Here is an 18,808-nt window from a genome sequence, read left to right as displayed (position 1 = left end):
AAGGCAAGCGCATGACCATGGGTCGCATCGCGCGCGTTGTGGCGGTAGCCGGTTTGATCGGCAGTTGCGGGGTCCTCGGCCCCCTGGTGGCCAACGCTCAACCGACCGCACCCGCTGCGCCGCGGCCCTCGCCGACCGCCCCGCACAGCTCGCCACCCGGCGCGCCGACCGCCGCGGGCGCCGCAGTCGCGGAGCCCGCCCGGGGCGTCGCGGTTTCCGGTCCGAACGCGTCTGCTCCCGGGACGGGTCGCGAACGGCAACAGGGACCGACCGCGTCCCCGCCGGACCCCTCGATCTCCGACCGGCCCGGCGTCGCCGCACCTCGGCCGGACGCCGAAATGTCGTGGCCCGGTGACGCGCCCGGCAGGGGAACGCCGGTGTCCCATCCGGTGGCGGCCGGTGCAGGGGTGGCACAGCAGGGTCCGTCCGGTTCGGCGGGCCCCACTCCGTCCGACGACGGCCAGTACGACGGCCACCTGACCATCCCCGGACGCTCGACCACGTCGTCGACGACGGCGCCGTCGCGGGTTTCCGCGCCACCGCCGCCCATCACGCCGACTCCGGTTGTCGGTGAAGGCTTTGCGGGCCTGGCGAGCATCCTCGGCACCGGCTCGGCCGCGGTCGGATCGGCGGCCGCGGGTTCGGCCGCTTCCGGCTCCGCGCTGACCGGATCGGCGTTGGGCGGAACCGGATCCGCCGCAACGGGTTCGGTGGGCGCGGCCACCGGCTCCGCCCTCGCAGGAACCGGCTCCGCCCTCGCCGGAACTGGCTCCGCGACCGCCGGTACCGGATCGGCTGCTGCCGCAACGGGTTCGGCGGCAACGGGTTCCGCTCTCGCGACCACCGGGTCGGCCGCCGCCGGAACCGGTGCGCTGCTGGCCGGGCTGCTCGGTACCGGGTCCGCCGCCACCGGATCCGCGTTTGCCGGCCTCGCTGGGACAGGCTCCGCCGCAACAGGTTCCGCGCTGGCAACACTGCTCGGCACCGGCTCCGCGATCACGGGTTCGGCTGCCGTGGGTTCGGCCGCCGCGATGTCGCCGCTGCTGCTTCTGCTTCTGCTGCAACCGGTTCCGCCCCCTCCGATACCGGCAGCTCCTCCGCTCGCCATTCCGCCGGTGCCGCCGGTCCCCGCCGTCCCCGCAGTGCCGGGCGCACCGGTCGTCGCGGCACTTCCGGCACCGGCCGCGGTCCCGCCCGCACCACCGGCCGCACCACCGGCCGCGCCACCGGCGCCGGCCCCGGCGGCTCCGGCGCCCGCACTGGCCCAGTCGGATCCTGCTGTGCGTCCTACCGCGGCGAGTAGCGGCCTGCCCGAGGTCAAGACGCTGGCCGTGCTCGGCGGCGTGATCGCCATGGCGCTGGCCGCGGCCGGCTCCGGCGCGGTGAGTTTCCAGAGCGCCTCGGCCGCGCAGGCGCGTGTCGAGGCCGCGCGCGCGGAATTCTTCGGACCGAGGGCCTGAGGGGGCGCGAGATGACCGAGAGCCGGATTCAGACTGGCCGCTCCTACCGCCGCGTCGCCGCCGCCGTCGACGCGGTGTGCGCGGTCGCCGCCGATTTCGACGCCACCACTTTGGAGGAGGTGGTCCTCGCGATCTCCGCCGAACGCGGCCGCCTGATCGAAATCGCCGACGCCCAGCTCGGACCGGGTGTCTGCGGGCAGCGCCGCAGCTATCCGGACAAGGACGTGATCGTGCTGGCCGCCGCCCTGCCCAGCCGCGACCACACCCTCGCGCACGAACTGGGCCATGTGGTCTTCGACCACCCGGGTGAACCGGCCGCCGAGGTGACGCTCGAGGCCAGCGACGACCTGATCGCCTACATGCTGTCCCAGCGCGCGCATCAGCAGATCGTCGACGACGGGCAGGACGACCAGTACGAGTGGGAGGCCGAGACCTTCGCCAGCATGCTGATGACCCGCCTGCGCGTCTTCAACAACCGCGGCGCCGGTGTCTCGGTGCTGCGATTCGACGAGGCTCTCGGATGACCGAGGCGGCAGCGTGCGTAACCACGGAGGGCGCGTCGGTCATCGGCAAAAGGACTCGGATGGGCGAGGGGCTCCTCGGACATCCGACGACAGGCACGGGGTAGAAGCATGACGTTCTGGTTGACTGCGCTGTTGGTGTGGATGGCGGCCGGTGCCCGCATCGGTCGTGTCCTGGTCAAGCCCGCGACCACGGCCCGGGTGGCGATCGTGATCGCGGTCGCTGCGGTGGCCGCCGCGGCCACCCTCGGCATCCCGGAGATCGCGGTCGCGGTGGATCACGCATTGCCGCACGGGATCAACGGCCAGGCCCTGGCCGACCGGCTGGTGGTGGCGACCTGGCTGCTGTTCGCGGTCGCGACGTCGGTGGTCGCGGCCGCCGCCTGGCCGGTGGTCTCGCGCCGGAATCTGCGCCAAATCGCCTGGATGGTCTACGGTTTCGGGGCGCTGGTCATCGCCGCCACCATCGGGTGGTCGATTCTGTTCGGCTGGGTGATGACGTTGCTCGGCTGTGTCTTCGTCGCCGTGACCGGTCTGCGCAATCTGGACTGGACGGCGCTGGGCCGCGGTATCGCGCTCTACACCGCGGGCACGGTGGTCGCGGGAGTGCTTGCCGCGCTGTCGATTCGGCGTCTGGCGATCGGTGAACAGCCCGTGCGCCCCGGCGATCCGGGCTGGTTCTGGCCGGCCTGGCAGCTTGCGAGCCTGCTGATCGCGGTCGGCGCGGTGTGGATCGTGATCGAGCTCTGGGTGCGGGCGCGCCTGCTGCTGCGCCAGATTCGGACCCTTCACCGCACGATGATCGAGCGCTTCCCGGAGGTGGTGGCGCACGAGCAGACGGTGTCGGCCACTCAGCTCAAGGCTTCCGATCAGGTCGCGCAGATCATGGATGCGCTGTATCTGCAGACCGGCGGCGGAATGGAGCTGGCCGCGGCCGGAGTGCCCGCGCGTTCGGTCACCGAACGTGCCGAGCGGGTGGCCCGCTGGGCACGCAATCCGCTCGGTGACGAGATCGTCGATGCCCGCTGGATCGCACCGCCGGAAGGATTGAGCCCGCGCGGTTGGGTGCAGGCGATCGCCCGCGCCTTCGAGCGCACCGCGATCGACCGGAAATCAGCATTCGCACAGGCGGATTGACCATCGACGCGGTCGGACCGATTGGGCGGGCGGTCCGATCGCACAGCGCAGACCGAAGCGTCGCCGCTTCGGTCTCAGGTCACAAGACAACACAGTGCGGTTCCGAGTGCCGCACTGTGTTGCCTTGTCTAACTTGCTATTCCGTGCCGTCCGGTGGAACCTCGGGCAGACCTTCACTCGCCCGGAGCTTTTCGGCCATCGAGGTCAGGAGGTTCTGTGACTCTTCGGAGAGATCGAACGCCCTGCTCGACAGCCGACGCAGTCCATAGCCCTGCAGCTGGGACAGCAACTCCAGATCATGGTCGATCTTGGCGGCGTAGATGTCGTTGAAGAAGTAGTCCGGTTTGACCTTGAAGAACTTTGCCAGTGCGGCAACCGTCTCATCTGAGGGGTTCGTCCGCTGACCCGACCGCAACTGCGAGAGATACGGTTTCGAGATCGGATGCCCGGAGGCGGTGAGCGCTGCCGCCACCTCGGCATTGGTGTGCGGCTTACGCCCCGGGGGATGCACGGTTTCGAACAGCTTGTTCAGCCGCGCCGCGAAATCAGCCATTGTGAGCCGCCCAATTCCCTTCGCTGTACTAACAGTCGTTATCTCGGATACGTATCATTGATATTAGCGGCTGAGTAACTGAAAACCTACGCCTGATTCAGGATTTCCTTGAAGCTTCCAGGTCGGCCGTCCGGGAACTGTTCAGCGTCGACGCGTTTGCGGGGCACCGCGCCCTCGCTGGTCGAGGGGCAGTACGCTCCGGTTCTGGCCCGTCGAACGAGTCTCGTTCAACGGGGCATTGATAACCGGAAGATAGCTGACATCTCATCCTTTTGTCTGTATCGCGTTTTGTGTGGCGTACGACACGTCTCGGACCTGTGAGGATGAACATTCAACTACGGATGAAATCTGTTCGGTATTACAACCGCTCGATGATTGTTCCGGTCGCAAGTGCGCCACCGGCGCACATGAGGACCATTGCGATGGACTTGTCGGAGCGTTCCAGCTCGTGCAGGGCGGTGGTGATCAGCCGAGAGCCGGTGCTGCCGACCGGATGTCCGATCGCGATCGCGCCGCCGTTGGCATTGACGCGGTCCATATCCGGCTTGTGCACCGACGCCCACGACAGCGGGACCGAGGCGAAGGCCTCGTTGATTTCGACGAGGTCGATATCGGCGATGCTCATGCCCGACTTCTCCAGCAGCCGCGTTGTCGCCTGCACCGGACCGTCCAGGTGGAACTCCGGCTCGGCGCCGACGAGGCACTGGGTGACGATGCGCGCCCGCGGCTTCAGTCCGGCGCGCGCCGCGGCCTGTTCCTCCATGAGCAGCACCGCGGCGGCACCGTCGGAGATCTGTGACGAGGTGCCGGCGGTGTGAATCCCGCCCTCCAGCACCGGCTTCAGCTTCGCCAGGCTCTCCCGGCTGGTCTCGCGCAATCCCTGGTCGTGGTCGACGTCGAGCGTCTCGCCGGTGCGGGTGCCCTCCTTGTCGACCTGCGGGGCGCCGGCGATGGTCAGCACCTCGCGATCGAAGCGCCCCTCCGCCCAGGCCTGCGCGGCCAAACGCTGTGAGCGCACACCGAATTCGTCGACATCGTCGCGGGTGATGCCGCGCCGCTTGGCGATTCGCTCGGCCGCCTCGAACTGGTTGGGCATATCGATGTCCCAGCTCGCCGGGCGGCGAGGCCCGGCGTTCTCGCCCACGTTCGCGCCCAGCGGGACGTGGCTCATGGATTCGACGCCGCAGGCGACGCCGATGTCGATCGCCCCCTGGGCGATCTGCCCGGCGATCAGGTGGTTGGCCTGCTGGGCGGACCCGCACTGGCAGTCGATCGTAGTCGCGCCCACCTGCCAGGGGAGTCCGGCGTGCAGCCATGCGGTGCGGGTGACGTTGTTGCCCTGCTCGCCGACCTGCATGACGCAGCCGCCGATGACCTGTTCGACCAGTGCCGGATCGAGTTGTGCGCGCTCGAGGACGCCGCGCTGGGCAGCGCCGAGCACCTCGGCGGCGTGCAGCCCGGCCAGCCAGCCGTTGCGTTTGCCGATCGGGGTGCGCGCGGCCTCGACGATGACGGGGATGCCCATAACTTCAACCTTTCGAACAGGATCCGTATCAGCACAGAAACTGGAACAAGTTCTGTGGATGTACTGAGGGCGGACAATGGCTTCTTTACTACTGATACCACCTATGCTGCAATGAAGATAGAACGTGTTTCAGTTAGTCGAAGGAGACAACTGGTGGTTGACACCCATGTAGCTCCGAACCTCCCAGAGGGGTTCGACGCCACAGATCCCGATATGTGGGCCCGCGGCATTCCCGTCGAAGAGTTCGCGGAGCTGCGCCGGGCCGCGCCGATCTGGTGGAACCCGCAGTCTCCGGAGGTCGGAGGGTTCCACGACGATGGCTTCTGGGTCGTGTCCAAGCACGCCGATGTCAAGGAGGTCTCGCGGCGCGACGATTTCTCCACCTACGAGAACACCGCGATTCCCCGCTTCAACGACGACATCCCGCGCGAGGCGATCGAGTTGCAGCGCCACATCCTGATCAACAAGGATGCGCCCGAACACACCAAACTGCGCAAGCTGATCTCCAAGGGCTTCACCCCGCGCGCTATCAACGGCTTGCGCGCGGAGCTGTCCGCCCGCGCCAAATCGATCGTCGACGCGGCCGCGGCCAGCGGCGGCGGCGACTTCGTCACCCAGGTGGCCTGTGAGCTGCCGCTGCAGGCGATCGCCGAACTGATCGGCGTCCCGCAGGAAGACCGGATGAAGGTCTTCAAGTGGTCGAACGAGATGACCGGCTACGACGATCCCGACAGCGATGCCGACCCCGCGATGTCATCGATGGAGATCCTCGGCTACGCCTGGCAGATGGCCGAGGCGCGGAAGGCGGAGCCAGCCGACGACATCGTCACCACGCTGGTCAACGCCGATATCGACGGTGAGGCCCTGACCTCGGAGGAGTTCGGCTTCTTCGTGATTCTGCTGGCCGTCGCGGGTAACGAGACCACCCGCAACGCCATTACCCACGGCATGCACGCGTTCCTGGAGAACCCGGAACAGTGGGAGCTCTACAAGCGCGAGCGCCCCGCCACCGCCGCGGACGAGATCATCCGCTGGGCGACACCGGTCAGCTCCTTCCAGCGGACCGCGCTGGTCGACACCGAACTGTCCGGAGTGCAGATCAAGAAGGGCCAGCGTGTCCTGCTGCTGTACCGCTCGGCCAATTTCGACGAGGAGGTGTTCGAGAACCCGTACACCTTCGACATCACTCGCGATCCGAATCCGCACCTGTCCTTCGGCGGCACCGGCGCCCACTTCTGCATCGGCGCCAACCTGGCCCGGCTGGAGATCGACCTGATCTTCAACGCCATCGCCGACCACCTGCCCGATATCACCATGGTCGGCGACCCCAAGCGCCTGACCTCGGGCTGGCTCAACGGCATCAAGGAATTCCAGGTCGACTACAAGACCAAAGCCTGATTCGCCCCCTGAAACACGGACAGGGCGGGCACCCGATGGGTGCCCGCCCTGTTGTTCGTGCGGCACTTGTTCGTGCGGTACTGCCTCACTGCTCGCGCATGGTACCCATCGCGCGATCGGTTTCCCAGAACGCCCGCAGGGCCACGATCTTCCCGCCGTCGTCGACTTTGTAGGTGAACACGCCCTCGGCGTCGATGACGTGTCCGCCCAGCTGGGTGCGGATCAGTCCGGTGAAGGCCACCTCGTTGCCGCAGGCGAAGGAGTCCCCGAAGAGGAAGTCGATGGATTCGGTGGGGGCGATGGCTTTGTCCCAGAACGCCGCGATGGCCTCGTGGCCGCGGTGGCCCACGCCCTCGGGGTCGAAGACCGAGGGGCCGATCGGATCCTCGATGATGCCGTCGGTGGCGAACAGTGCCAGCCACGCGTCCTTGTCCCGGGCGCGTACCGCGGCCTGTGAGGCCCGGCCGGCGAGGCGTGCCGGATGTTCGGTGGTGGTAGCGGTCATGTCGAACTCCCGGCTCGGCGGTATCGGTGAATTTGCTGATGGAATTGCAAATGTGCTTTCCGCGGGCAATCCGGCCGCCCGGAAATGCCGGTGGAATTGCGCGTCACCGTGGTTCCGAGCCCACTACCCACATCGAGAAGTACTGTGATCCGCCACCATAGGCATGGCCGAAGGCTTTTCGAGCACCCTCGACTTGGTAATCGCCGGCCCGCCCCATTACCTGCTTGGCCGCCTCTGCGAAGCGGATCATGCCGGATGCGCCGATCGGATTGGAACTCAACACGCCACCCGAGGGATTGACCGGTAGTTTCCCGCCGATCTCGGTCTCGCGCGCATCGACCAGCTTCCAGCCCTCGCCCTCGGGTGTGAAGCCCAGGTTCTCCAGCCACATCGGCTCGAACCAGGAGAACGGGACATAGATCTCGGCCGCGTCGATCTCCTCGAGCGGATTGGTGATCCCGGCCTGCTTCCACAGGGCGGCCGCGGCGTCGCGTCCGGCCTGCGGATTGACCTGGTCGCGGCCGGAGTAGGCCAGCGGTTCGGTGCGCATGGCGGTGCCGTGCACCCACGCGACCTTCTTGCCCGAGGCCTCTGCCGCCTTCGCCGACTCCTCGTCGCCGATCACGATCGCGCACGCGCCGTCGGAGGACGGGCAGGTTTCGTCGAAACGCACCGGGTCCCAGAGCATTTGGGACGCGAGTACCGATTCGATGGTGATATCGGGCTGGCGCAGGTGTGCGAACGGATTCTTCGCGCCGTTGCGGCGATCCTTCACCGCCACCATCGCGCCGATGTGCAGGGGAGCGTTGGCCCGGCGGATGTACGCGCGCACGTGCGGCGCGAAATACCCGCCCGCACCGGCACCGACCGGCATCGTGAACGGCACCGGATTCGACAGGGCCCACATGGCATTGGATTCGGACTGCTTCTCCCAGCAGATGGCCAGCACCCGGCGGTGCACGGCGGCCTGCACATGGTTGGCGGCCACGACGCCGGTCGACCCGCCGACCGAACCCGCCGTGTGCACGCGCAGCAGCGGTTTTCCGGTGGCGCCCAGGGCATCCGCCATGAACAGCTCGGGCATCATCGAGCCCTCGAACAGATCCGGCGCCTTGCCGACGATTACCGCGTCGATATCGGCCATCGTCAGATCGGCATCTTCGAGTGCGCGATCGATTGCCTCGCGGCACATACCGGCCATCGAGACATCGGTCCGTTTCGTCACGTGATGAGTTTGGCCCGTGCCGAGTACGGCTGCTTGATTGGTCATCGTCCTGCCTCCAGTGTCATGCGGGACACCCGCACCCGGTCGGCCCGATGCACGGGCTGCGCATTGTCGTTCATCGGGCCTCCAGGATGGCCACCAAGTTCTGCTGCAACGCCGGACCGCTGGTGGCGTGTGCGAGGGCTCGTTCGGCGGTGCCGTTCATGATTTCGTTGGCCGCGTAGCCGATTCGCTCCAGACCGGCGGCGAACATCGGGTTACCCGCCAGTGCGCCACCCGAGGGGTTGATGCGGGTGGACTCGCTCAGCCCGATGGCTTGCTTCAAAATCAGCTGTTCGTGGCTGTAGGTCGCATGCAGTTCGGCGACGTCGAATCCGCTCGCATCTCCGCCGAGCACCGCCTTGGCCGCGGCCGCGGTGGAGGGGGAGGTGGTCAGATCGCGGGCGCCGATCATCGGAGTGTCGATGCGATGCGCCATACCGGTCAGCCACGCCGGACGCTCGCACAGCTCGCGGGCCTTGTCGCCGCGGGCCAGCACGATCGCGGCGGCGCCGTCGGTGATCGGCGCGATGTCGTGTTCGCGCAGCGGATTCGCGACATACGGTGCGGTGAGCCGCTTCTCGATCTCGGCGTCGTCGGCGGCCGAGACCGCGGCCATATCGCGCTCGGTCCAGTGCCCCGCGTCGAGCCCGGCCCGGGCCTGCAGTCCGGCCACAGAGACCGCGTCCGGCCACAGCGGGGCCACCAGGTACGGATCCATCTGCATCGTCAGCACTTGCCGCAGCGTGCCGGCCGAAGGCTTGCCGAAGCCGTAGACCAAGGCGGTCTCGGCCTGTCCGGAGCGCAGCTTCACCCACGCCTCGTACAGCGCCCAGGCGGCGTCCATTTCGACGTGCGATTCGTTGATCGGTGGCACGGCGCCGATCGAGTCGATCGCGGAGATGAACGAGAAAGCGCGTCCGGCAAGGTAATCGGAGGATCCCGAGCACCAGAAGTCGATATCGGACACGCCGATGCCGAGCTTGTCGTACAGCTGCCGGAAGCACGGGACCAGCATTTCGACACCGTTGGTGGTGCCGTAGGTTTCACGGACATGCGGGGCGTGGGCGAAGCCCACCACCGCGATATCTGTTGCGTTGTCGCTCAAGGTGTTTCGCTCCTAGAGGTGGTGCCGGTAGCTGTCGTAGTCCGCGTCCGGCTCGCCGTTGGGCTCGAAGTGGTCCACGTTCTCCAGCGTGTAACCCCACTCCTCGCGCGGCTTCCACACCGCCTTCACGCGCATACCCATGCGGACTTCGCTGGGATCGCAGCCCAGCACCCGGTGCAGCACCGGAATATCGGCGCCGTCGAGCAGTACGTACGCGGTGACGTACGGCGGCTTGATCTTCTGTCCCATGAACGGCACGTTCACGATGCAGAACGTGGTGATGGTGCCGGTGTCGGGCAGGTCGACCATCTCGTCGGTCGGACGGCCGTCGATCGGGTCGGCGCCGCGGGGCGGGAAGTACACCTTGCTCTCGGCGTCGGCGCGACCGCCGATCAGGCGACCCTCGGCCAGCGACTTCAGATACCGCGTCTCGGTGGGCGAGGCGGTGTGCTTGTAGCGCAGGTCGATGGGGGTGATGATGCCCGTGACCGGCTCGGCCGCATCGGCATCCGATGAGGTGGAACCGGCTGGGGCCGAGGAGGTCTCGCCCGGTTCGACACAGGCGATGTCGTGGATGCTGCCACTGCGTTCGGCGGCCCAGCGCACCCGCACGCGCAATCCGCTGTGCACCTCGTCGGGAGAAGACACGTCGAGAGCGTGCAGCAACGCCGTGTCGGCGCCGTCGAATTTCACCAGCGCCCAGGCGAAGGGGCGGTCGAACGGCTGCCCCGGCAGCGGATCGGCGACCCAGCTCCAGCTCTGCACCGTGCCGACACCGGAGACGTCGACGAAGTCGGTCAGCCGTTCCGCGGTCACCGGGTCGAATTCCGCCGGTGGCACGATCACCCGGCCGTCGCTGCCGCGGACGCCGACGATCCGGCCCTCGCGCAGCCCGGTCAGGAACCGGCCGATGGTCGGCCCGACCGATCGGGTGTAGTCGAACTTCATCCGTAGTTCGGCGCCGAGTACCTCGGGTGCGGGTTCCGCTTCCGGACCGCTGCCTTTCGCGATTACGCCGGTCATGGTGTTCCCATTGGTCACGATATCGAGTAGAACAGGTTCTTATTCTGGTGGCAAGGGCTACCTGGAAAGGTGCCCGGCAACGGGCTCGGTGGAAGGAGTCGACGATGCGCTTCGGATTGCAGCTCGGATATTGGGGTGCGGGACCGCCGCCCAACGCCGGGGAGTTGGTGGTGGGCGCCGAGGAGGCCGGGTTCGACGCGGTCTTCGCCGCCGAGTCGTGGGGCTCGGATGCCTTCACTCCACTGGCCTGGTGGGGCGCGTCCACGCGCCGGGTGCGGCTCGGGACGTCGGTGGTGCAGCTGTCCGCTCGCACCCCCACCGCGACCGCGATGGCCGCGCTGACGCTCGATCACCTCAGCGGTGGTCGCCACATCCTGGGCCTGGGCGTCTCCGGCCCGCAGGTGGTGGAGGGCTGGTACGGCCAGCCGTTCGCCAAACCATTGCAGCGCACCCGCGAGTATGTCGGGATCATCCGCCAGGTGCTGGCCCGGGAGGCGCCGGTGGTGAGTCGGGGCGCGCAGTACCGGCTGCCCTACGACGGGCCGGGGTCGACCGGCCTGGGTAAACCGCTCAAGCCGATAACTCACCCGCTACGTGCGGATCTGCCGATCTGGCTCGGCGCCGAGGGGCCCAAGAACGTGGCGCTGACGGCCGAGATCGCCGACGGCTGGCTGGCGATCTACTACACCCCGCGACTTGCCGGAATGTACGACGAATGGCTCGACGAGGGGTTTGCCCGTCCCGGTGCCCGGCGTTCTCGGGAGGACTTCGAGATCGCGGCGAGCTGCCAGGTGATCGTCACCGACGACGCCCGCGCCGAGATCGATCGGATCAAGCCGGTGATGGCGCTCTACATCGGCGGCATGGGCGCCGAGGAGCTGAATTTCCACGCCCAGGTCTACCGCCGGATGGGTTACGGCGCCGAGGTCGACGAGATCACCAGGCTGTTCCGCTCCGGCCGCAAGGACGAGGCCGCCGCCGTGATTCCGGACCAGCTGATCCTCGATACCGCCATCATCGGCGACGAGGACCATGTGCGCTCCCAGCTGAAGGTCTGGGAGGCGGCGGGCGTCGGAATGCTCCTGGTGACGGTTCGCGACGTGGCGCAGCTGGACCGCCTCGCCCCCCTTGTTCAGATGTAGAACACGTTCTAGATTCGAGGAGTGACTTCGATGGAGCCGGCGCAGAAGCTGGGACTGTGGAATATCGCTGCCACCGACCCTGATCGGATCGCGGTCGTCGATCCGTCGGGGCGGGAGGTCAGCTACCGGGAGTTGTCCGACCAGGCCGACCGTCTCGCAAGAGGCTTGCAAGCCAAGGGGTTACAGCCCGGCGACGTGTTGGTGTCGATGGTGCACAACACCACCGATGCGCTCGGCGTGTACTTCGCGGCCTATCAGGCCGGGCTGTACATCGTCGCGGTGAACTGGCATCTGACCGGTCCGGAGATCGCCTACATCCTCGGCGACAGCGAGGCGAAGGTGTTCATCGCCGACGAGCGTTTCGCCGACGCCGCGACGATCGCCGCCGACGAGGCGAATGTGCCTGCGAGCGCGCGCTATTCGGTGGGCGCCATCGCCGGTTTCCAGCCCCTGGCTGAGCTCGGCGAGGGGGAGTCCGGACGCCCCGACGTCCGGACCACCGGTGCGCCGATGCTCTACACCTCGGGAACCACCGGACGCCCCAAGGGGGTTCGCCGCCCGCTGACCGGCGCCGATCCGGATGTGGTGGGCCCGCAGGCGACCGGCTTCTTCGGACTCTTCGGCATCCAGCCCTTCGACGACCACGTGCACATCTGCGGCTCGCCGCTCTATCACACCGCCGTGCTGAACTTCGCCTCCATCTCGATTCAGCTGGGGCACAAGGTGGTTCTGATGGACAAGTGGGATCCGGAGGAGATGCTGCGGCTGATCGACACCCATCGGGTGACCCACAGCCACATGGTCCCCACCCAGTTCCACCGCCTGCTCGCCCTCCCGGAGGAGGTGCGGGCGCGCTACGACGTCTCCTCGCTGCGGTGCATGATCCACGGTGCCGCGCCGTGCCCGCAGGAGACCAAGCGCAAGATGCTGGAGTGGTGGGGCCCGGTCGTCACCGAGTACTACGCGGCCACCGAGGGCGGCGGCACGTCGATCTCGGGCGAGGAGTGGTTGCGCAAGCCGGGTTCGGTGGGCAAGGCATGGCCGTACGCGGTGGTGAAGGTGCTCGACGAGGACGGCAACGAGGTCGCGCCCGGCGAGGTCGGCCAGGTGTACATGAAGATGGGGGGCTCCAACTTCGAGTACCACAAGGACAAGTCGAAGACCGAGGACGCGCGGGTGGGCGATCTGTTCACCGTCGGCGATATCGGGCATATGGATGCCGACGGCTACCTGTTCCTGCACGACCGGCGCTCGGATCTGATCCTGTCCGGGGGTGTGAACATCTACCCGGCCGAGATCGAGGGCGAGTTGATCACTCACCCCAAGGTCGCCGACGTCGCGGTCTTCGGCATCCCGCACCCGGATTGGGGTCAGGAGGTGAAGGCCGTCGTGCAGCCGGCCGAAGGAGTCGCGGCCGACGACGAGCTGACCCGGGAGCTGATGGAGTTCGCCGCGGCTCGCCTGGCGAAGTACAAGCTGCCCAAGAGCATCGACTACCTGCCCGAACTGCCGCGCGATCCGAACGGCAAGTTGTACAAGCGCAAGCTGCGCGAGCGTTACGTGCCCGCGTAGCCGCAGTCTCGCCGATCGAGTCCGGACGCCCTTTCCGTCCTGCCCTGTGCGGGGCGTCTTCGGTCGCGACACCGAGGGGCCCGCCCGGCAATGCCCGGCGGGCTCGTCGGCGTTGCAGAATACGCGTTTCGGCAGAAACCGTTGCCGATTCGACGGAATTAGTAAACCGTGTAAATCGAGCCTTGTCAGGCGTAAGAACACGTTCTATTTTGGTCCTGTGAGCTACAACATAGCGGACCTTGTCGAACACACCATCGACCTCGTGCCGGACCGTGTCGCGCTGGCCGACGACGTCTGCTCGGTGACCTATGCCGAGCTGGAGGACCGGGCCAACCGATTGGCGCACTACCTGCAAGAACGTGGCGTGCAACCGGGTGACAAGGTCGGCATCTACTCGCGCAACACGATCGAGGCCGTGGAGGCCATGGTCGCGATCTTCAAGGCGCGGGCAGTAATGATCAACGTGAACTTCCGATACGTCGAGAACGAGTTGCAATACATTGTCGACAATTCCGATATGGTCGCGCTGATTCACGAACGTCGCTACAGCGACAAGGTATCGGCCGTGCGGCCGAACACGCCGAAATTGAAGACGGTCATCGCCGTGAACGACGGCACCGAAGCCGAGGGGCCGTTGCCCGCGGATTCGGTGGAATACGAAGCGGCACTGGCGGCTTCGCGCGGTGAACGCGACTTCGGCGACCGCTCCAACGACGACATCTTCATGATCTACACCGGCGGCACCACCGGCATGCCCAAGGGCGTGATGTGGCGGCACGAGGACTGGTGGCGGGTGCTCGGCGGTGGTATCAACTTCGTCACCGGCGAAGCGATCGAAGACGAGTGGCAGCAGGCCAAGGCCGGTGCCGCCGGCGGCCAGATGGTGCGCTACCCGATCCCGCCGATGATCCACGGCGGTTCGCAGTCGGCGACCTTCCACGGCCTGTTCGACGGTGGCAAGACGATCATGCTGCCGGAGTTCGGCGCCCACACCGTGTGGCAGGCGATCGACCGCCACGGCGTGAACCTCATCTTCATCACCGGTGACGCCATGGCGCGGCCGATGCTGGACGCGCTCAAGGAAGGCAATCCGGAAACCGGTGAGCCGTACCGGCATTCGAATCTGTGGGCGATGGCCAGCAGTGCGGCGCTGTTCTCCCCGGCGCTGAAGGACGAGTTCATCGAGCTGCTGCCGAATACGGTCATCACCGATTCCATCGGCTCCTCGGAGACCGGTTTCGGCGGGCTGTCGGTGGCGGCCAAGGGCGCCACCCACACCGGTGGTCCCCGGGTCAAGATCGACGCCTCCACCGCGGTCATCGACGAGGAGGGCAATCCCGTCGCGCCCGGCTCCGGTCAGGTGGGCGTGCTGGCGCGGACCGGCAACATCCCGCTCGGCTACTACAACGATCCGGTGAAGACCGCCGCGACGTTCAAGGAGTTCAACGGCGTTCGCTACTCGATCCCCGGCGACTTCGCCCGGGTCGAGGAGGACGGCACCGTGACGATGCTGGGCCGCGGTTCGGTCAGCATCAACAGCGGCGGTGAGAAGATCCACCCGGAGGAGGTCGAGGGCGCGCTCAAGTGCCATCCGGAGATCTTCGACGCGCTGGTGATCGGTGTGCCGGACGCGCGCTGGGGGCAGCGGGTGGCCGCGGTCGTGCAGTGTCGCGGCGCCGAGCGTCCGACGCTCGAGGAGTTGCGTCCGGTGCTGACCAAGGAGATCTCCTCCTACAAGCTGCCGCGCAGCCTGTGGTTCGTGGACGAGATCAAGCGTTCGCCGGCCGGTAAGCCGGACTACCGCTGGGCCAACGAACACGCCCGGTCGCGGCCGGCCGACGAGGAATCCCAGGCCTCGTCGAAATAGTTACGTCGCACGAGCCACGCCGAAAATAGATAGCTCGCCGAAGTAAATAACTGGCAATCGATATTGGGCGCCCCGGCATCACAGCGCCGGGCACGGCGATATCGCGGTGCCGAAACGCGGTGAAGTTCGTCCGCCGGCCGTCCGTCGAGTGCCATTGCGTGGCCGCGGCCTGCTGAGCACGGCGTTCGTGTCGATGCCCCCACTTCCGGGGTGTTTTCTGTCGGTGGCCTGTGCCACAGTGATCCGCATGAGCGAACAAGCTTCCGTCGGCACCGTCGATGACGTGCTGCAGCAATTCGAGAGTTACCGGCGGGAGCTGTGTGCTTACGCCTATCGGATGTTGGGTTCCTCGTTCGAGGCAGAGGACGCGGTTCAGGAGACTTTCACTCGGGCCTGGAAGGCCTACGACTCGTTCGAGGGGCGGTCCAGTCTGCGGTCGTGGCTCTACAAGATCACCACGAACATCTGCCTGGACATGCTCGACGGCCCCCAGCGCCGGGCCCGTCCGATGGACCTGTCCGGACCGTCGAGTCCGGACAGTCCGCTGCCGCCGCCGCAGCCGGATTACGTCTGGGTCGAACCGATTCCGAACGCACTGGCCTTCGGCGCCGACCCGGCCGAGCATGCCAGCACCAAGGATTCGCTGCGACTGGCGTTCGTGGCAGCCTGCCAGCATCTGCCGGCCACCCAGCGGGCGATCCTCATCATGCGGGAGGTGCTGCGGTTCTCGGCCAACGAGACGGCCGAGATGTTGATGATGTCGCCGGCCTCGGTGAACAGCGCGTTGCAGCGGGCCCGCGCGACGATGTCGAAGGTGCAGCCCTCGGAGTCGGGCGGCTACGACGAATCCGACGACAGTCAACGCAAACTCGTCGACGGCTTCGTGCGCGCCTTCGAGGCCTACGACATGGACGCGCTCACCTCGCTGCTGAAAGAGGACGTGGCACTGTCGATGCCGCCCATCGAGCTGTGGGTCTCCGGTCCGGAGAACGTCGCTCGGTTCATGCAGTCGCCGGGCCCCTCGGCCTGCCGGGGTTCGCGGCTCGTTCCCCTGGAGGGCGCCAACGGACTTCCGGCCTTCGGTCAGTACAAACCCACCGAGGAACCCGGGGTCTTCTCGCCCTGGTCGATCACGGTGCTGGAATTCGACGGTCCCGCGATCAGTGGACTGAACTTCTTCCTCGACACCGACCGGTTGTTCCCGCTGTTCGGATTGCCGCCGGAGTTGCGCGACTGATCCGTCGTGGATCGTGAAGGCGTGTCAGTCGATCGCCTTGGCGGTCAGCCAGATCGTGATGACAACTCCGGCCGCCACCGCCATGCCGATGTGTCCGGGGGAGCGTGCGTAGTCGTAGCTCGAGAGCGCCGCGACGGCCGCCATGACGAACATCAGCGAACGTTTCACCCTGTCCCCCCGCCTCTCGGGATTCAAGCATACGAGAGGCGGAAGTGGTTGCGCCACAGAAGAATACCGGCATGGCGCGGCGCCGCCGTTGCGAGGTGTTCGCCGGTGGCCGAGGCGAACGTGTGGCGCGCGGGTAGCTCGGTGGCCCACGCTGTTCGAGCCGGGCGCTGCGGCGGATCGTGCGATGGCGGGACGAAAGCCGCTGTGGCGGAGGTGATTCGGGCGGATTTGTGCGACGATGAGGCGATCAATCGGTGACGGTGTGGCAGGCCTCGATGAGTGCCCGCAACTCGGTCCGCGGGGGATCGGGCCGCACCGTGAGATAGCTCGGCATCCTCGGCTCCGGGTTGCGCAGCGGACGCCAGACCACGCCCGGGAACGCCAAGTGCGCCGCCGGCGCTGGTGGACTGGACCGTACGACAGATCCTCGATTCGGGTGTACATCGACGAACGAGGACCCGGCCGGCTTCCACGCCAAGATCATCCATTTCCTGGACGCGCAGACGGCATGAAGGCCCGGGTGAGCGACCCGGTCGGTCGCTCACCCGGGGCCGGTCAGTTGCCGCCCGGATAATCCATCCAGAATCCCTCCCAATGGTGACCGTCGGGGTCGACGAAGGCGCGGCTGAACATGCCCACCGCCTCTTCCTGGGCGCGTTTGTCCTCGCTGACCTCCTCCGTGGCCCCGGCGCCCACCGCGGCCGCGATCAGCGACTCGACCTCCGCTCGACTGCCCAGCGACAGCGCGTAGATGGAACCGGTGGCCGCCCGGGTGTCGGCGATCGGGCAGTTGGTGAAGGTATCGAAGTACTGCCGGACCAGCAGCATCAGGCAGATGTTGTCGTCGACCACCACACAGGCGGCGTTCTCGTCGGTGAAGTCCGGATTCACCTTCCAGCCCAGCGCCTCGTAGAACGAGGTGGACCGCTCCAGATCCTCGACGGGGAGATTGATGAAGATCATCTTGCTGGCCATGGGAGGTCCTCTCACCTGCGTTCGTCCGCTGTCACCCATACAGACGCCGAGACGGATCGAAACTCATCGAGAGGTTGACGGCCTGCGCGCACGCTACCGTCGATCGGCGGGTGATTGGCGGGAAAGAAATTCTCGCCCGGGCCGAACCGGTGGAGCGGCGGATCGGCCCGGGCGAGCGCCTGCGTTAGTGGGCCTCGGCCAGGAGGGTGCCCAGCGCACGCAGGTGGTCGGTAGCGCCGCCGAGCGCGAATTCGTTGTGTTTGGCGGCGGTGAAGTAGCACTGCACGATGTGGTCGCGGTCGATACCGACGCCACCGTGCACGTGCACGGCGGTGTGGGCGATGCGGTGACCGGCCTCGGCGGCCCAGAACTTGGCGGTGTGGATCTCCGCGTCCGCCGGCAGCCCCTCGTCGACCCGCCACGCGGCCTGGGTGACCGCCAGTCGCAGCCCCTGCAGATCGATGTAGCCGTCGGCCAGCCGCTGCGCGACTGCCTGGAAGCTGCCGATCTTGCGATTGAACTGCTCACGCTCGCGGCCGTATTCGGCGACGAGTTCGACCGCGCGCTCCAAGGTGCCCAGCTGCTGTGCGGACAGACCGAGCCAGCCGTGGTTCAGCAGCCACGCGAGGATTTCCGCGCCGTCGTCCACGGTGCCGATCAATTCGGCAGGGGTGGAATCGAATTCGATCTCGGCCTGCGGACTGCGGTCGACCACCTGCTGCGGCGTGATGCGCGCGTCCGCCGGGTCGACCAGGAATACCGCGGCCTTGCCGGAGACCATGGCGGGCACCAGGATTCGCGCGGCCTGCGCGGCGAAGGGAACAACCGTCTTGGCGCCGAATAGCTTCCAGCCGCCATCCGCGGTAGCGGTCGTGGTGGGCCTCGCCGGCTCCCAGTTGCGTTCCTCCGACAGCGCCACGGTCAGAATCGTCTCGCCCGCACCGGCTTTCGCCGCCAGTTCGCGCTGCGCCTCGTCACCCCAGTGGGCGAGCGCATCGGCACCGAGGACGACCGACCACAGATAGGGAACGGGGGCGGCGGATTTGCCGATCTCCCGCAGAATCGCGGTCTGCTCCAGCGCGCCCAGGCCGCTGCCGCCCACCGATTCCGGCAGCGCCGCCGCGAGTACTCCGGTCTCGGCCAGCGACCGCCAGAGCTGCTCGTCGAAGCGGACCTCGGCCTTGTCCAATTCCCGCAGCCGGTCGGCGGTGACCAGTTTGGCGCAGACCTCGCCGGTCAGCCGCCCGAGATCCTGCTGCCCCTCGGTAAGTGTGAAATCCATCGTTGTCCCTAGTTTTCGACGTTTCCGCCGTTTCCGACGTTTCCGCCGTTTCCGACGTTTCCGACCGGTCC

18 protein-coding genes are annotated in these 18,808 nt (G+C 67.1%); 8 read left to right on the top strand and 10 right to left on the bottom strand.

Going from position 1 to position 18,808, the window contains the following annotated elements:
- The first annotated feature begins 11 nt into the window (after positions 1–11).
- The 3 genes from C5E41_RS33145 to C5E41_RS01565 all read left to right on the top strand — a co-directional run bounded on the left by C5E41_RS33145 (position 12) and on the right by C5E41_RS01565 (position 3,118).
- Positions 12–1,460 (top strand): hypothetical protein, encoded by a 1,449-nt coding sequence (locus tag C5E41_RS33145; RefSeq protein WP_146097435.1) that lies wholly within the window; start codon positions 12–14, stop codon positions 1,458–1,460.
- Positions 1,461–1,471: 11 nt separating this feature from the next.
- Entirely contained in the window at positions 1,472–1,984 is a 513-nt protein-coding gene (locus C5E41_RS01570; protein WP_104374022.1) for an ImmA/IrrE family metallo-endopeptidase, read from the top strand.
- A 108-nt stretch (positions 1,985–2,092) separates the two neighbouring features.
- Positions 2,093–3,118 carry a hypothetical protein gene (locus tag C5E41_RS01565; RefSeq protein ID WP_104374021.1) on the top strand — a complete coding sequence of 342 codons (1,026 nt, stop codon included), beginning with the start codon at positions 2,093–2,095 and terminating at the stop codon, positions 3,116–3,118.
- 136 nt (positions 3,119–3,254) lie between these two features.
- Here the strand turns inward: C5E41_RS01565 and C5E41_RS01560 are convergent, their stop codons facing one another.
- Both C5E41_RS01560 and C5E41_RS01555 read right to left on the bottom strand, forming a co-directional pair.
- Positions 3,255–3,671, bottom strand: coding sequence for a helix-turn-helix domain-containing protein (locus C5E41_RS01560; RefSeq protein ID WP_014348820.1), 417 nt, complete (start codon positions 3,669–3,671; stop codon positions 3,255–3,257).
- 358 nt (positions 3,672–4,029) lie between these two features.
- Entirely contained in the window at positions 4,030–5,196 is a 1,167-nt protein-coding gene (locus C5E41_RS01555) for a steroid 3-ketoacyl-CoA thiolase (protein ID WP_104374020.1), read from the bottom strand.
- 213 nt (positions 5,197–5,409) lie between these two features.
- On the opposite strand from C5E41_RS01555, the gene C5E41_RS01550 reads away from it, so the two are divergent.
- Positions 5,410–6,594 carry a cytochrome P450 gene (locus C5E41_RS01550; RefSeq protein WP_258080675.1) on the top strand — a complete coding sequence of 395 codons (1,185 nt, stop codon included), beginning with the start codon at positions 5,410–5,412 and terminating at the stop codon, positions 6,592–6,594.
- Between the two features lie 85 nt (positions 6,595–6,679).
- Here C5E41_RS01550 and C5E41_RS01545 read toward each other — a convergent pair whose 3' ends face one another.
- The 4 genes from C5E41_RS01545 to C5E41_RS01530 form a co-directional block, all read right to left on the bottom strand.
- Positions 6,680–7,099, bottom strand: a complete 420-nt coding sequence (locus C5E41_RS01545; protein WP_104374018.1) for a nuclear transport factor 2 family protein — start codon at positions 7,097–7,099, stop codon at positions 6,680–6,682.
- A 103-nt stretch (positions 7,100–7,202) separates the two neighbouring features.
- Positions 7,203–8,369: a thiolase domain-containing protein gene (locus tag C5E41_RS01540; RefSeq protein WP_104374017.1), complete on the bottom strand. Its 1,167-nt coding sequence runs from the start codon at positions 8,367–8,369 to the stop codon at positions 7,203–7,205.
- 70 nt (positions 8,370–8,439) lie between these two features.
- Complete coding sequence (locus tag C5E41_RS01535; protein ID WP_104374016.1) at positions 8,440–9,471, bottom strand: thiolase domain-containing protein; 1,032 nt, start codon at positions 9,469–9,471, stop codon at positions 8,440–8,442.
- A 12-nt stretch (positions 9,472–9,483) separates the two neighbouring features.
- On the bottom strand, positions 9,484–10,494 hold the full coding sequence (locus tag C5E41_RS01530) for a Zn-ribbon domain-containing OB-fold protein (RefSeq protein WP_181063056.1): 1,011 nt from the start codon (positions 10,492–10,494) through the stop codon (positions 9,484–9,486).
- 104 nt (positions 10,495–10,598) lie between these two features.
- On the opposite strand from C5E41_RS01530, the gene C5E41_RS01525 reads away from it, so the two are divergent.
- From C5E41_RS01525 to C5E41_RS01510, 4 genes are all read left to right on the top strand, one after another.
- Positions 10,599–11,636 carry an LLM class F420-dependent oxidoreductase gene (locus tag C5E41_RS01525; RefSeq protein ID WP_104374015.1) on the top strand — a complete coding sequence of 346 codons (1,038 nt, stop codon included), beginning with the start codon at positions 10,599–10,601 and terminating at the stop codon, positions 11,634–11,636.
- Between the two features lie 30 nt (positions 11,637–11,666).
- Positions 11,667–13,208, top strand: a complete 1,542-nt coding sequence (locus C5E41_RS01520; RefSeq protein ID WP_104374014.1) for an acyl-CoA synthetase — start codon at positions 11,667–11,669, stop codon at positions 13,206–13,208.
- A 217-nt stretch (positions 13,209–13,425) separates the two neighbouring features.
- Positions 13,426–15,075, top strand: coding sequence for an acyl-CoA synthetase (locus C5E41_RS01515; RefSeq protein WP_104374013.1), 1,650 nt, complete (start codon positions 13,426–13,428; stop codon positions 15,073–15,075).
- Positions 15,076–15,322: 247 nt separating this feature from the next.
- Complete coding sequence (locus tag C5E41_RS01510; protein WP_104374189.1) at positions 15,323–16,312, top strand: sigma-70 family RNA polymerase sigma factor; 990 nt, start codon at positions 15,323–15,325, stop codon at positions 16,310–16,312.
- A 24-nt stretch (positions 16,313–16,336) separates the two neighbouring features.
- On the opposite strand, the gene C5E41_RS33610 is transcribed toward C5E41_RS01510, so the two are convergent.
- The 4 genes from C5E41_RS33610 to C5E41_RS01495 all read right to left on the bottom strand — a co-directional run bounded on the left by C5E41_RS33610 (position 16,337) and on the right by C5E41_RS01495 (position 18,737).
- Positions 16,337–16,480, bottom strand: coding sequence for a hypothetical protein (locus C5E41_RS33610; protein WP_156055884.1), 144 nt, complete (start codon positions 16,478–16,480; stop codon positions 16,337–16,339).
- Between the two features lie 247 nt (positions 16,481–16,727).
- A complete protein-coding gene (locus C5E41_RS34710) occupies positions 16,728–16,850 on the bottom strand; it encodes a hypothetical protein (RefSeq protein ID WP_258080656.1) in 123 nt (40 codons plus the stop codon).
- Positions 16,851–17,035: 185 nt separating this feature from the next.
- Complete coding sequence (locus C5E41_RS01500) at positions 17,036–17,455, bottom strand: VOC family protein (RefSeq protein WP_104374012.1); 420 nt, start codon at positions 17,453–17,455, stop codon at positions 17,036–17,038.
- Between the two features lie 184 nt (positions 17,456–17,639).
- Complete coding sequence (locus C5E41_RS01495) at positions 17,640–18,737, bottom strand: acyl-CoA dehydrogenase family protein (protein WP_104374011.1); 1,098 nt, start codon at positions 18,735–18,737, stop codon at positions 17,640–17,642.
- Between the last annotated feature and the right edge of the window lie 71 nt (positions 18,738–18,808).

The organism is Nocardia nova (genome assembly GCF_002933465.1).
GTDB classification, from domain to species: domain Bacteria; phylum Actinomycetota; class Actinomycetes; order Mycobacteriales; family Mycobacteriaceae; genus Nocardia; species Nocardia nova_B.
Note: the sequence above shows the minus strand (reverse complement) of the source record. Positions and strands in the feature narration are given on the sequence as shown.

Bases quoted from the DNA above. Each gene is read 5' to 3' on its own strand.
- C5E41_RS33145 (WP_146097435.1), top strand. From the start codon at position 12: ATGACCATGGGTCGCATCGCGCGCGTTGTGGCGGTAGCCGGTTTGATC.
- C5E41_RS01570 (WP_104374022.1), top strand. From the start codon at position 1,472: ATGACCGAGAGCCGGATTCAGACTGGCCGCTCCTACCGCCGCGTCGCC.
- C5E41_RS01565 (WP_104374021.1), top strand. From the start codon at position 2,093: ATGACGTTCTGGTTGACTGCGCTGTTGGTGTGGATGGCGGCCGGTGCC.
- C5E41_RS01560 (WP_014348820.1), bottom strand. From the start codon at position 3,671: ATGGCTGATTTCGCGGCGCGGCTGAACAAGCTGTTCGAAACCGTGCAT.
- C5E41_RS01555 (WP_104374020.1), bottom strand. From the start codon at position 5,196: ATGGGCATCCCCGTCATCGTCGAGGCCGCGCGCACCCCGATCGGCAAA.
- C5E41_RS01550 (WP_258080675.1), top strand. From the start codon at position 5,410: ATGTGGGCCCGCGGCATTCCCGTCGAAGAGTTCGCGGAGCTGCGCCGG.
- C5E41_RS01545 (WP_104374018.1), bottom strand. From the start codon at position 7,099: ATGACCGCTACCACCACCGAACATCCGGCACGCCTCGCCGGCCGGGCC.
- C5E41_RS01540 (WP_104374017.1), bottom strand. From the start codon at position 8,369: ATGACCAATCAAGCAGCCGTACTCGGCACGGGCCAAACTCATCACGTG.
- C5E41_RS01530 (WP_181063056.1), bottom strand. From the start codon at position 10,494: ATGACCGGCGTAATCGCGAAAGGCAGCGGTCCGGAAGCGGAACCCGCA.
- C5E41_RS01525 (WP_104374015.1), top strand. From the start codon at position 10,599: ATGCGCTTCGGATTGCAGCTCGGATATTGGGGTGCGGGACCGCCGCCC.
- C5E41_RS01520 (WP_104374014.1), top strand. From the start codon at position 11,667: ATGGAGCCGGCGCAGAAGCTGGGACTGTGGAATATCGCTGCCACCGAC.
- C5E41_RS01510 (WP_104374189.1), top strand. From the start codon at position 15,323: ATGAGCGAACAAGCTTCCGTCGGCACCGTCGATGACGTGCTGCAGCAA.
- C5E41_RS01500 (WP_104374012.1), bottom strand. From the start codon at position 17,455: ATGGCCAGCAAGATGATCTTCATCAATCTCCCCGTCGAGGATCTGGAG.
- C5E41_RS01495 (WP_104374011.1), bottom strand. From the start codon at position 18,737: ATGGATTTCACACTTACCGAGGGGCAGCAGGATCTCGGGCGGCTGACC.